The 13,948-nt window shown below is 32.3% G+C and carries 11 protein-coding genes; 6 read left to right on the top strand and 5 right to left on the bottom strand.

Annotated features, from left to right (window positions below; all coding sequences use genetic code 11):
- Window position 1: 1 nt before the first annotated feature.
- The gene (locus tag AC23MC_RS05785) at window positions 2–631 is read right to left on the bottom strand and encodes a PH domain-containing protein (protein ID WP_487567463.1); all 630 of its coding nucleotides are present in this window, start codon (window positions 629–631) and stop codon (window positions 2–4) included.
- A gap of 20 nt (window positions 632–651) precedes the next feature.
- Window positions 652–1,491: a 1,4-dihydroxy-2-naphthoyl-CoA synthase gene (locus tag AC23MC_RS05780; RefSeq protein WP_487567462.1), complete on the bottom strand. Its 840-nt coding sequence runs from the start codon at window positions 1,489–1,491 to the stop codon at window positions 652–654.
- A gap of 126 nt (window positions 1,492–1,617) precedes the next feature.
- Here AC23MC_RS05780 and AC23MC_RS05775 point away from each other — a divergent pair, with 126 nt between their 5' ends.
- The 3 genes from AC23MC_RS05775 to AC23MC_RS05765 all read left to right on the top strand — a co-directional run bounded on the left by AC23MC_RS05775 (window position 1,618) and on the right by AC23MC_RS05765 (window position 4,447).
- Entirely contained in the window at window positions 1,618–2,730 is a 1,113-nt protein-coding gene (locus AC23MC_RS05775) for a C1 family peptidase (protein WP_487567461.1), read from the top strand.
- 4 nt (window positions 2,731–2,734) lie between these two features.
- Window positions 2,735–3,178, top strand: a complete 444-nt coding sequence (locus AC23MC_RS05770) for a PH domain-containing protein (RefSeq protein WP_487567460.1) — start codon at window positions 2,735–2,737, stop codon at window positions 3,176–3,178.
- 63 nt (window positions 3,179–3,241) lie between these two features.
- Window positions 3,242–4,447 (top strand): serine hydrolase domain-containing protein, encoded by a 1,206-nt coding sequence (locus AC23MC_RS05765; RefSeq protein ID WP_487567459.1) that lies wholly within the window; start codon window positions 3,242–3,244, stop codon window positions 4,445–4,447.
- Window positions 4,448–4,454: 7 nt separating this feature from the next.
- Here AC23MC_RS05765 and ygiD read toward each other — a convergent pair whose 3' ends face one another.
- Window positions 4,455–5,288: a 4,5-DOPA-extradiol-dioxygenase gene (gene ygiD / locus AC23MC_RS05760; protein ID WP_487567520.1), complete on the bottom strand. Its 834-nt coding sequence runs from the start codon at window positions 5,286–5,288 to the stop codon at window positions 4,455–4,457.
- 513 nt (window positions 5,289–5,801) lie between these two features.
- Window positions 5,802–6,635 (bottom strand): CvfB family protein, encoded by an 834-nt coding sequence (locus tag AC23MC_RS05755; RefSeq protein WP_487567458.1) that lies wholly within the window; start codon window positions 6,633–6,635, stop codon window positions 5,802–5,804.
- A 336-nt stretch (window positions 6,636–6,971) separates the two neighbouring features.
- Between AC23MC_RS05755 and AC23MC_RS05750 the strand changes: the two genes are divergently transcribed.
- The 3 genes from AC23MC_RS05750 to AC23MC_RS05740 are packed head-to-tail and all read left to right on the top strand — an operon-like array spanning window position 6,972 to window position 11,419.
- Window positions 6,972–9,503: an FtsK/SpoIIIE domain-containing protein gene (locus AC23MC_RS05750; protein WP_487567457.1), complete on the top strand. Its 2,532-nt coding sequence runs from the start codon at window positions 6,972–6,974 to the stop codon at window positions 9,501–9,503.
- 3 nt (window positions 9,504–9,506) lie between these two features.
- Entirely contained in the window at window positions 9,507–10,817 is a 1,311-nt protein-coding gene (locus AC23MC_RS05745; RefSeq protein ID WP_487567456.1) for a hypothetical protein, read from the top strand.
- A gap of 17 nt (window positions 10,818–10,834) precedes the next feature.
- Window positions 10,835–11,419 carry a hypothetical protein gene (locus AC23MC_RS05740; protein WP_487567455.1) on the top strand — a complete coding sequence of 195 codons (585 nt, stop codon included), beginning with the start codon at window positions 10,835–10,837 and terminating at the stop codon, window positions 11,417–11,419.
- A 198-nt stretch (window positions 11,420–11,617) separates the two neighbouring features.
- On the opposite strand, the gene AC23MC_RS05735 is transcribed toward AC23MC_RS05740, so the two are convergent.
- Window positions 11,618–13,903, bottom strand: a complete 2,286-nt coding sequence (locus AC23MC_RS05735) for a hypothetical protein (RefSeq protein ID WP_487567454.1) — start codon at window positions 13,901–13,903, stop codon at window positions 11,618–11,620.
- Window positions 13,904–13,948 lie beyond the last annotated feature (45 nt).

Genomic DNA, 13,948 nt, shown 5'->3' with positions numbered 1-13,948 from the left:
GTTAGTTCTTAGTTTCGTTTTCCGTATCCGATTCGGGTAATGTGGTAGATTGATGTTCAAATTGAATATCTTCCGAAGAAGTTTCTTCTACTTTAGAATTCATTTCAATTGATTCTTTCTCCAACACACTAATATTATTCAGTAAAAACGTTTTAATTCGTTCTGCCTCTTCTCTTGGCAAGCCCGGAATATGTAGATCACTACTGCTTCCACCCGCAGTATAAACCTGTAATTCACTCAATTGATACATTCTGGAAAAAACTCCTTCGTGCAAAGCAACGTGCTGAATTCGGTTAAACGGAATCACCGTAGTTGTGGTAGATAATATTCCTTTTCGAAACAATATATCTTTCTCCCGCAGTGCATATCCTTTTTTTCTAAAACTGATACTCGACGTCCAAAACAAAAGGGCAATTAGTAGTACTAGAATAGAAATCCAAAGGATAACATTCTCCCTAACCGTTTCATTAAAAAGTATAAATAAAGTGAGTCCAACAGCCAATACCACCGAAAAAATGGCATTGCTGATATACACCACATTCAAATAATTTTTGTTGAGTGGTTGAAACGGAACCAATTCAAATTTTGGCAACGAGTCAAACGAAACCGTTGAATTTGTAAATTCTTCCAAAGTAGATGTGTTTTAGCGGATTATGGAATCCATTTTTTCTCAAAGTTAGGCTTTCTTTTTTCCAAAAAGGCATTTCTTCCTTCTTTCGCTTCTTCGGTCATATAGGCTAAACGAGTGGCTTCGCCGGCAAAAACTTGCTGACCAACCATTCCGTCATCCGTTAAATTCATGGCAAATTTTAGCATTTTTATTGATGTTGGCGATTTTGCTAAAATCTCCTGAGCCCATTCATACGCAGTATCTTCCAACTCATCATGCGGAATCACAGCATTTACCATTCCCATATCAAACGCTTCTTGAGCTGAATAGTTTCTTCCCAAAAAGAAAATTTCACGAGCTTTCTTTTGCCCGACCATCTTAGCCAAATACGCAGAACCATATCCACCATCAAAACTAGTTACATCGGCATCGGTTTGTTTAAAAATAGCGTGTTCTTTACTCGCAAGTGTCAAATCGCACACCACGTGCAAACTGTGACCGCCACCCACTGCCCATCCGGGAACAACAGCAATCACTGCTTTTGGCATAAAACGAATCAATCGTTGTACTTCCAAAATATTCAAGCGGTGCATACCATCATCGCCCACATAGCCTTGGTGACCGCGAGCACGTTGATCGCCACCACTACAAAATGAATAAACGCCATCTTTTGGGGATGGTCCTTCAGCCGAAAGCAAAACTACACCAATAGAAGTATCTTCTTGAGCATCATAAAATGCCTGATACAATTCGGCGGTCGTTTTGGGCCGGAATGCATTGCGAACTTCCGGGCGATTAAAAGCAATTCGGGCTACGCCATTGCACTTTTTATAGGTTATATCTTCAAATTCTTTTGCGGTTTGCCATTTAATTTCTGCCATAGTAATGTGATTTAAGCGTAAAAATACTATTTTTAACTTTTGAAATAAAGAAATTTAAGAATGAAAAAAATCATTTCTTTTTAAATGACTAAATTCAAGTTAATTACAATACTAAAATACACTATGATGTTACAAAAAATCACTGTTTTCTCTTTTTTATTTGTTTCTGTTTTAAGTTTTTCACAAACGTATGAATTTCAAACCATCAAAGAAATAGAATCAACACCGGTCATTTCACAAGGTGTCACAGGAACCTGTTGGTCATTTTCTACTACTTCTTTTTTGGAAGCAGAAATTATTCGGCTCACCGGAAAAAAAATTGATTTATCAGAAATGTATAATGTGAGAAATACGTATCCAAAAAAAGCAGAGAATTATGTAATGCGTCAAGGAAAAGCTCAGTTCAGCGAAGGCGGTTTGTCACACGACGTGATTAATAGCGTTCGAGAATATGGTTTGGTTCCCAATTCGGTTTATACCGGTTTGAATGGCGAAGAAGAAAAACACAACCATGCCGAATTACAAGCTCTTTTGGAAGGAATGTTGAAAGTTTTTGTGGACAATCCGAGTAAAAAATTATCGCCAAAATGGAAAGAATCGGTGCAAGCCGTTTTAAATGTTTATTTAGGAAAGAATCCAACTGAATTTTCGTTTGAAGGAAAAAAATATACCCCTGCTTCGTTTTTAGCTTACACCAAAATCAATCCGGATAGCTATGTTTCATTGACATCGTTCACACACCAACCGTTCTACAAATCATTTATCATTAATATTCCGGATAACTTTTCAAACGGAAGCTTTTACAATTTATCTTTAGATGAGTTTGTTCAAAACATTGACAATGCATTAGATAAAGGTTTCACATTGGCGTTAGATTGTGATGTGAGTGAACCGTATTTCTCAGGTAAATATGGCATTGCGGCTGTTCCCGCTGATGAAGCAAATAACAAAACCATTTTAACCGAAATCAAACCCGAAAAAGCAATTACTCCCGAATACCGTCAACAAGAATTTGAAAATCTAACTACACAAGACGATCATTTAATGCACATTGTTGGGAAAGTAAAAGATCAAAAAGGTAATCAGTATTACAAAGTAAAAAACTCGTGGGGAACTGAAAATTTAGCGAATGATGGTCACATTTATATGAGTGTTCCTTATTTAAAACTAAAAACAATTTCTGTTTTAGTACATAAAGATGCTTTACTTACGAACACAAAAAAAATGTTGAATTTGTAAAAAAATGAATAAAAAGGTTTTTTATTCTTCTGTACATCCGCTTACAAAGTTAATCCTGATTGGATTTCCATTGGGATTGATGGTTTTACCTATTTTTGTTCTGGAGGATGGCAATCCCGCAACCAGTGATATACTTGCTTGTACTATCATGGTCGCTGCTGCCGTTTTCTTGTTATGGATATTGGCAGACACAAAATATGTCATTAAAGATAATACGGTTTTGCAATACAACTCAGGGCCAATTCGTGGCAAAATTAATATTCAAAGCATTCGAAAAATAGAATACCAACATGGATGGGTTTCCAAAAGCCTATTAAAAGCTTCGTTAGATAAAAATGGATTATACATTTATTACAACAAGTTTGATGATCTTTATGTTTCACCCAAAGACAAAGAAGCTTTTGTTAATTACCTGTTGAAAATTAATCCTAAAATTGAGATAATTTAGATAATTTTAAGTTTAAAAAGTTTAGTTTTGTTTTTTTCAACAAACTGAATACCTTATTTACGCATGTCTAAATTATCAATTGCTATTGCAATTTCTACCATACTAATCACTTTTTCCTGTCAGAAAAAAGAGGAAGCTCCACTTCTGGCTCAGCATATTACAGAAGAAGAAATCGTCATAGTAGATTCTTCCTTAATCACCATACCGTTTTCGTTAGAATTAAATCCGGTTTCAGAAGCCTATGCATTTGAAAAAGAAAGACAAGTTTCTGAATTCTACAGCAAAAAAATAGGATTATCCGATTTTAGCGGAGCATTATTAGTCGCTAAGAACGGAAAAATCATCTTCGAAGATTATAAAGGCTATGCCAATTTTGAAACCAAAACTCCGGTTTCCAAAACAACCGCTTTGCATTTGGCTTCGGTGAGTAAAGTAATGACTGCAACACTAGTTCTGAAATTAGTACAAGAAAACAAAATCGATTTAAACGAAAAAGTCCAAACCTACCTACCCGACTTTCCCTATCAAAATACAACTGTGCGAACATTGTTGAACCACCGCAGTGGATTGCCTCACTATTCCCGCTTCAGTGAAAGTGTAAAAGGTTGGAATTCCAGAAAAGTACTCTCCAATGCAGATGTGTTAGATTATTTAAAACGCTACAAATTTGCGTTATTAGCCAAAAACGACACTAAATTTAATTACTGCAACACCAATTATGCCATGCTGGCTCTCATTATCGAGAAAGTAACCGAAAAAAGTTATGCCGAAGCCATGCAAGAGCAAATCTTCACACCGCTGGGCATGAACGATTCGTTTGTAATTGACTTTGAAAAGCAAAAAAAGGACGTCAGCCAATCCTACAAGTCCAGTTATGTCAATCACGGTTGGGATCAGTTTGATGCCATATACGGTGATAAAAACATCTACTCCACTCCTCGAGATTTAGTGAAGTTCGACTTAGCAACTTATTCAACAGAATTTCTCAGAAAAGATTTATGGGAAGAAGCCCTAAAAGGCTACAGCTACGAAAAACGTGGTGTAAAAAACTACGGCTTAGGCATTCGAATGAATGAGTGGGAAACCGGACAAACCCTGCATTACCACAACGGTTGGTGGCACGGAAACACCTCATCTTACACTACTTTAAAAAAGGATACGATTGTAATTATTGCCTTATCGAACAAGTACACTCAAAAAACCTACCAAGCCATGAAAATCTCTGCTTTGTTCGGAGATTATCCGTTTAAGTTGGATGATAAGGAGTAAACTTTGGTTAACCAATTTTAACCGAAGTCATGTTGAGTGAACCGCCAACCAACTTATCATTAAAAAAATGCAAATCATCTTTGGCTGTTTGTAATCCCAAAGTATAAAGCAGTGGATAATAATGATCCGGAGTTGGAATAGCTAATTTGGCTGCTTTATTCAATTTTTCATACTCAATAAGGGCTTTGTGATCGCCATTGCCAATTTTCTGCTTAAAGATTTCATTCATTTCAATAGCCCAATCAAAACCGTAATTTGAAACATTTATTTTATCCCAAGCTACCATTCGCAAATTGTGAACCATGTTTCCGGACCCAATAATCAATACTCCTTTTTTTCGCAAAGCAGTAATTTCTTTGGCCAACTCATAATGATACTGTGGTGGTTTACTGTAATCGATACTCAACTGCAAGACCGGAATATCCGCATTCGGATACATATGTCGAACAACCGTCCAAGTGCCGTGATCCAATCCCCAATCATGATCTAGTCCAACCGTGGTAGATTGAATCAAACTCGCTGTTTCATTCGCTAAAATAGGATTCCCTTTTGCGGGATACTGTACATCAAAAAGTGCCTGAGGAAATCCTCCAAAATCATGTATCGTTTTTGGGTTTTCCATAGCAGTGATGTGTGTACCACTTGTGAGCCAATGAGCAGAAATAACCAAAACAGCTTTGGGCTTTGGAATTTGTTTTCCAAATGCTGCCCATGTTCTAGAAAACTCATTGTCTTCTATCCCATTCATTGGCGAACCATGACCAATAAATAAAACCGGAAGTTGTTCATCTTCTTCTTTCAATTCGTCAGACCATTTTAAAAATGGATATAATGATGCCATAGTAACTCCTCCTATCAATGTTTTTATAAATACCTTTCGTTTCAAAACTATTTTATTTGTATATACAAATGTATGGATAAGTTTTGAGTTGTTCGTTAAGGAAAGTATAAAAGTTAGAGAATGGATATCCCCAAATGCCTTAATAAAAAAACCATACAAACAACATTCAGCAAAAGACCAATCCAATAAAGAATATTGATTTCATCCGTGTTTTTGATAATCTCTACACAATTCAGCAAAGGCATAAAAAAAACCAACAAAGCTGTCGGAATCCAAATAAAATCAAAGATTACTTCAAATAAAGTTATAGAGAAAAAACTCTTCACAATCCCTAAAAACAAAAGGATAAAAGCAAAAATACTTAAAGAAAGATATAATTTGGGTTTTTTCATTAATAAGTATTTGTATAGTCCATGGTTAGAATTTTAGAACATTAGATTCTCAGCAACTCAGCTTCTCAGAATTTCAGCTTCTCAGAATCTCAGCAACTCAGCTTCTCAGCAACTCAGCACCTCAGCCAACCAAATAAATCCCATCCTCCCTAATCTCAATCAACTTCTGTCTATACAAAGCACCAATCGCCTTTTTAAACGTCTTTTTACTCATTTTCAACACCGTTTTAATATCCTCAGGATGACTATCATCTGTGAGTCTAAGAAAACCGCGACTCGCTTTCAGTTCATCAAGAACAATTTGAGCATTTTCTTCAATGCTTTCAAAACCTACTTTATGTAAAGAAACATCTATTTTACCATCAGGGCGAACGATCTTCACAAACCCTTTCGTTTTGTCACCCGGACGAATTTTATCATCATACACCTCATTCTTATACACCAATCCGCGAAACCTGCCATTAATAATCACATTAATACCAATATCGGTAATGTGCGAAATAATCAAATGCACTTCCTCACCGCTTTCCAACCCCGAAGGCTCTTTGTCTAAAAACTGATTAATCTTGCTCGAACCCACCAAACGATTCGTTCGCTCATCCAGAAACAAATGCACCAAATAGCGTTTGCCTTGTTCCATTGGGCGGGCTTGCTCTTTAAACGGAACAAACAAATCCTTCTCCAAACCCCAATCCAAAAAAGCACCAAACTGGTTGGTATAGTTCACCCGCAAAAAGGCATAATCACCCAACGTGATATACGGTTTTAGCGTAGTAGCCACTGGACGTTCCTCATGATCCAAATAAACAAAAACAGTAAGCTCCTGCCCTATTTCATAGTCCTTCGGAACATATTTCACAGGAAGCAACACATCGTCTTTTCCGTCGGTTAAAAACAGACCCACTTGGGTACTTCGGTCAATTTTAAGGGTGTGGTGAACGCCAATCGTAAGCATAAGGATGATTTTGGGCAAAGGTAGGGAAAATGTGGCGATGTGGCAATTGGTTGATGGGGGGATGTGGTGTTTATGGTTTTTAAATTACAATTGATTTTTAATAATAATTAAATATCACCATAAAATAGTTATCAAAAAGTGTTATTTATTTTGTGGCCGACAAAAAGATTGATGTTTATATATTATCTTTTATTATATTTGATAATTCGATAATGTATGATAATTATGATACATATATACCCATTTAGGGTAGATAAGTCTAATATTACAAGACATGTAAATAAGTTTGTGATAATGCTATACAAACAGACTGCAGAAACAAAAACAAAGAAATAAATGATAGTAACAGCAGACTATTACAAAAAAAATAAACCGACAATTGCGAACTCTAAAGACTTTGATTTAAGTCTTGAGGACAAGACCTATTTTCCTGAAGGTTTGTATATTGGAGAACTTGAAAGTTTGACAGGACATAAAGCACCTTTTCTTATTCCGTTTGACCAAACAAATGGACTTTGCTTTTTGACAACAAATGAAAACAGAGAACTAATTCACAAAACAATGCAAGCAATTGCATTAAGACTTTTATTAGCTTTGCCGACAGGTTTATGCAAGTTTACTTTATACGATGGAACAGGTTTAGGCACAAACTTAATAGCACTTTCAAATATTAGCTCAAAAATTAAAGGCGAAAATATTTTAACTGACCCTGACGAATTAAAAAGAGCCTTGACTACTGCAAAATCTGACATTCCAAATGTTATCCAAAAGGTTTTAGGACATAAATATCTTGGTAAATCTTTAATTGATTATAATTTAGAAGCAGGAGAATTAGCAAAACCATATCATTTTCTTTTTATTGCAGACTTCCCTGCTTCTTTGTCAAAAGAACACGGAGAAAGTATTGAAAAAATAATAAGAAGCGGAAAACAAGCAGGTGTATTTGTTATTTTAAGTTTAGATACTTCATATCAAACCAAAAACAATTATGATTACAATCCACAATCAATTTTAGATACAATCACAACGATTTACCAATCCAATAATAGTTATTACATAAAAAATCTACCACAAGCTGAGTTTTTAAATTCAAAATTTAAAATCCATTTGGATAATGATTTTCCAGATTATGAAAAAATAGAACAAATTCAAGATGAAGTAAATAACGCACTTAAAGAAGTTAAAAAAGTAGAAGTTGATATAACTTCTAAACTAACTCAAAATAATCTTTGGAAAAGCAATAGTAGTTTTGGTATAGAAGTTCCAATTGGAAAGCTAAATATTACTGATTTACAATATTTTTCTTTAGCAACCCAAGATAATGATACTCAACCTCCATTTAATTGTTTAGTTGGGGGTTCTGTAGGTTCAGGTAAAACTGTTTTACTTCATAATATTATTTTGAATTCCGCTTGGATGTATTCGCCTGATGAATTACAATTTATCTTACTTGACTATAAAGATGGTGTTGAATTTAAAGCATATGAAAATTTAACACATTGTAAAGTTTTATCAATTAAAAGTGAAATTGATTTTGGAATAAGTGTTTTAGATTTCATTCAAAATGAAAGAGAAAGAAGAAGTGAATTATTCAAGTCAGTAAATACTTCAAATATTACTGAATATAGAGAAAAAACAAATAATACTCTTCCAAGAATTGTTATTATAATTGATGAATTTCAAAGACTATTTCAAGGAAGCTCAACTCAACAAACGAATGCAGGAAAATATTTAGATGATATTGCAAGATTAGGTAGAGCTTTTGGCATTAATTTAATACTTTCTACTCAAACTTTGAGTGGTATCAGTTCAACAAATTATCTAAAACAATTTGCGTTAAAAATTTGCTTAAAACTTAATACAGCCTCAGACTGTGACCAAATTTTAGGAGCAATGAACCACGCACCTTTTACAGCACTTACCAAAAAAGGAGAAGCAATTTATAATTCAAGAGGTGGTTTAACAGAGGGAAATATTCGTTTTCAAACAGCTTATTTAAGTGAATCCAAGTTGAGTTATTTTATAAATAATATTGCTGACGAAGTTGTAAAAAAATACGGCACAAAAGAGCCTTTCAAAAGATTTATTTATGATGGTAGTGTTTCTGCAAGTATTGAAAACAACGAGAATTTAAAAGACAAACCTTTTGAAGTTAATGACAAAAAATGTATTGTTTATCTTGGCGAACCTGCTGCATTAGTTGAAGAACATACAAACTGTACTTTAAGAAAACAAAATGAATCTAATGTTTTGATAATTGGACAAGATACTGCTTCCGCAGTATCTATCATTTATCATTCGCTATCTCAAATTGTTTCTCAAAGTTCTGACGAAAGTAAGTTTTATATTTGCGATAAGATGAACGTTGATAATGAACTCTATGGTAAATTCAATGTATTAACCGATAAGTTTTCAAATATTGAAATCGTTGAAAACGATTTAGAAATTGAAAACACTATAAATCAAGTTTTTGACGAATTAGAAAAAAGAAAACAGGATAAAACAATTACCAATCGAATTGTTTTGACATTTGTAAATATTTACAATGCAAGAAATTTAAGGAAAAGTGGTTTTAATGCCTCACCTGTTGTACAAAAATTGGTTACAATCTTAAAAGACGGTTCAAGTTTTGGCATTCATACCATTGTTTATGCTAATAGTTATGCAAATTTTAGTGCAGTTCTCGACCCTTTGCAATTAATCAATGAGTTTGAAATAAAAATAGAATTGAGAAACGGAGATGGTTATAAAATTTTTGGTGGTGCAAATATGGACACACAAAAATCTACACCAACCAGCAATAATATTGCAAATATCAAAACACCACAAAACAACGATATTCAGAAATTTAAAGTCTATACCTTGTAATATATGGCAAACTATAACGATTATTTAGAGTATTTAAAGCATATTGACAATACTACTGAACAAGAGATAAAAACAAAAATTGATGGTTTGAATGATGAGATTTCCAACCTCAAAACTTCGCTTTCTAATTTAAACAAAGTTAAGGACGACTTAACCACCGATTTAGCCAATGCAAAAAAACAAATCAACGAAAAGGTTGATTTGATAAACCTAAAAGAAACCGAATTAAAAAAAGTTTCTTCTGACTTGGTAAAAGTTCAAAAGGATTTAAAAGAAACTAATTTTAAACTTACCGAACTTGAAAAACTTCATAACATTGAGCAAAAGAAAAATACAACTATTAGCAATGAATTAACAGAAATTAAAAGTAAATATTCTGTATTAGAAAACGAAGTTAAATCAAAAAATAAAAGCGTGAACGACTACATTGTAGAAATTCAGAAATTGCATTTGGATTTAGAAAATGCAAAAAACGATTTTATTAACGCTTCCGCTTCTAATAATTCTACAAGTGAACAAATCAATAAATATCGTTCTGAAATAAGTAATCTAAATAAAACTATTGATGATTTAAGGAAGAAAAATAATTCTGCTGAACTAACAGATTTAAAAGTAAAATTGGATAAAACGGAAAGTGAATTAAATGCACTTGCTAAAAATAAAAATTTACTTGACAACGAATTAAAAACAGAAAAAGAAAGAAATAAAAATTTAAATGAATCTTTAATTAGGAAAAATGAGGAACTAAAAAATTTAGAACCTAAAAATAACTTAAAGTTTATTCTTGGAGGGTTAGCCGCAATTTTTTTAATAACTACTATAGTTATCTATAGTCATTATCAAAGTTCCGAAAGACAAGCAGAAAATTATTATTCGGAGTTAAGTGATAAATCAAGTGAATTAGAAGAAAAAGAATCTGCCTTAAATGATGTTAAAGAAAATTTAAAATCAAGTGGTAAGTATTTAATAATAAAAGATATAGAATTTGTTGTAAATAGTGGTGATAAGCATAACTCATATAATAAAAGTAATCTTAAAAGAGTACAATTAATTTTTACTGCATACTCTTTTCTTGATGAAAGTAAAGATATAACTTTTAAATTTGATGAAAGATTACCAAATGGTGGATGGGAAAAATTTAATGGTTCATATTATGAAACTAAAACTTTTACCGTTTCCCCTGGAGTTAACGAGTTAATATTCTCAAATTGGGGTTGGGAAGAAGCTGGTAATTGGCAAAAAGGTAAGCATAATTTTACTGTTTATTGTGATAATGCTTTTAAAAGTTTAAGTAAAAATTTTATAGTTGAATAAGACGTTTCAAAATAAATATGTCTATACTAAATTCAAATGATTTTAAAAGAGGTTTTAATGATGGCTATCAAGATGGTTTTGATGGCAGAGATAAGCGTTTTTTTAAATCGGGTTTATCTTTAAAATTTGCCATTCACGGCAGTAAAGCAATAGATACTTACAATCAAGGTTATAATGCAGGTTTTGAGAAAGGCAGTTACGAAAAATTAAGCAAAGAAAAACCACAATCCGTAAAAATAGAAACACCAAAACAAGAAACTAATAAAACAAATTATTCAAATTTTAATAACAATTCAATTTCAATAAATATGGCTACAATACAACAATACGAGTTACAAAGAGATAAGTTAGTAGAACTTACTCAATTTTTAAATTCTTTCAAGGAAGATATAAATCAACGAATGAGAGAATACCAGCAACGTGTTCAGCAGATGTATGAAACAGGTTTGCCTGAAAACGTGGTAAAAAACTTTGAGATGATACATATTCCAGAGACCAATCATTTAGTGATGAACATTAACCAAGTAATAGACGACAAGTCAATTCCTTTAGCAATGCAAAACATTGAACTTATGGAAAATTTAATTGCCTTAAATAGTTGATTAGCATTTATAAAAACAAATAGCACTACCACACCAACAAGGTGTTTCCAAAAGTGGGGCTGAAGTGCTTCTATGAAACATTTGTGCAAGGTTCAACATTCGTTCTTCGATTGAACTTTTGTGCTAAAAATCCCCTCCTTCGGCAATACCCAAAACGTTATGGGTAATGCTTTACCAGCTGCAAAAATTAACCAAATGTTAATCTTGAGGGATTTTTTCAATTAGCACATCGAATTTTTCAAAAAGTGAACTTTGATCAATTTTTTGAGATGAATAAAATTCTTCGACAGCGATAACAAGGATACTAATCACTTCATCTAAAAATTCTTTTTTTGTAAACAAAACTTTAAATTTAGACAATTTAGATTCTTCCGAAAAATGCGTTGTTAACCTAAGGAAGATATCATCAATAACAGCTTGTCCCTCGAAATTTTCTGGTGGTATAAATTCCGCTCTATTTACTTGATTTATTTCTTCATCTCTTATTTTTGCCAATCTTCTAGTGTACTCCAGACCAATTTCATCTTTAGGATTCAAAACAAATGCCAACACATCAATAAGTGAATGTGTATTAGAAACTATATCATCCGAAATCAAAGCTAATAAGTTTTCAGTAACAGTTTCAGAATTAATAGAAAACTTAAGAAGAGCGTAAATATCAACAATTTTGTTTGGCGAAAGAATTAGCCAATTTTGAGCATTTGGAAACTTTTCAAGATATTTTGTATGAACTTCAAAGAAAGTTTTATCCCAAGTCAAAAATAAAGGATCAACAGGATGAACTTCGACATCTTTATCACCCAAAAACTCTAACATTATACTGTCGCAGTTCCTAGTAAAAGTGGTTTTATGCTTGAAGTACTTTGACATAGCTTCTTCAAACAATCTGTTAGCCTCATCAATCTTGTATTCCTTTGATATTACTTCCTTGTAAATATTTACGTTTTCTAAAGAATATTCTATAACTGAATTTAACGATTCAATACTAGCACCTTCTACGAAACCAAACTCACCTAAAAATTCAGAAAACTTTTTTTCAGAATCAATTTCTCCGCTCTTTATGAGAAAGTTGTAAAAATTGTAAAAAACATTTCTTGATGCTCCAAGTACATGGAAGTTTTCGATTAGTGAAAATGGAATAAGCCTGAAGGCATCACGAATATGATTAGCAATCTCCCAAATATATCTTTCAGAAATATACAAATGACTTTTCTCTTTTCTCGAATAATCAATAAGTGATTTTGTCGCTTTGAAAAAATAATTATCAAATAAAGTATTGGGTTTATAAAAAAGACATAAACTAAATAAGCCAACTGAAGTGTCAATAAACACTTTTTTCTGCTTATTTATATAATTTTGTAAACGATTATTATCAACTTTACTACTGTAAACCTTTGCAGCCGCTAGCTTTTGAATAAACTTATTATCTAAACAATACTTTAATAACTCAATTGATAGTTCTTTTGCTCGCTCTTTATCTTTTAATTTTGTTTCAATAAATTTAATAAATGGTTTAAATGTGCTTTGAATATGAAACTCAGTTTCATTGGAGATAATATCTTTCAAATCTGTATTGAAATTATCAATATAAAGTTGCTTTAATTCTCGCACATAATCATCAAGGAAATCTATTTGTCCATATTTGGTTAAAATGACGGAAATATTTTTTAAAAAGACTGTTTTATCTATTTCAAATTGCTCATTTTTTCCTTTAAGAAATGCTTTTTCCTTGGGTGTTAAAGAAAATGTTTGGTCAGTTTTGTCTTTGTATATTTTCTTTTCAGTCATAAATCTACCAAGCATTCTGTCGTAAAAATCTTCATTTTCATCTACATCAAATTTTTCCTGGCACAATTCTATTATTCTATCCTTCTTAAGTTTGTCAATCGAACAAAATAATTGCAAAATAAAAGACTCTATTACTTGTATTTTAAACTCTGTTGGCCTACCAAAAGACAACAAATCATAAAACAATGTATTATCAAAATGTGAGTCACTCGCTTTAAATTTGTCTAACTCACTTATATTATATAATTCCCTTTGAATTTCCAGGATTTCCTCTGCCTCTTGTGCTAGTCTATTTGCTTCAATAAATTCTAAATTTATATTATAATCTTTAAAAGCTAATTTTGTGTAAGTTCTAATCTTCTTATTAGTCAAAGTTTTAGAATAAAAAAATATTAGATTATTACTATATCCATGTTCTTTTGCATTAATATTCGCTTTTTCAAGATCCTCGATTAGCTTTTTTTCAAAGCTGCTTTTCTCTGAAGCTGTAGTTGATTTTTGGACTGTCAATTGGTATTGTATATTCCTGCCATTGTAATCGAAAACTTTAATATCTAGTCCTGTATCGTCTTTCCCATCGGTAAAAACAATTGATTTTGAGTCATACTCATTTTGAAGATATATTTTCACAATTTTATCAAATTCACTTTTCAAAAGAGAATCTAATAATAAGACAAGTTGCTTCGTAACTGACATTTTAAAATAATTTTAAACAAAAATACATTTTTTATAAATAAGACG

Source organism: Flavobacterium sp. T50_26 (genome assembly GCF_057652995.1).
Note: the sequence above shows the minus strand (reverse complement) of the source record. Positions and strands in the feature narration are given on the sequence as shown.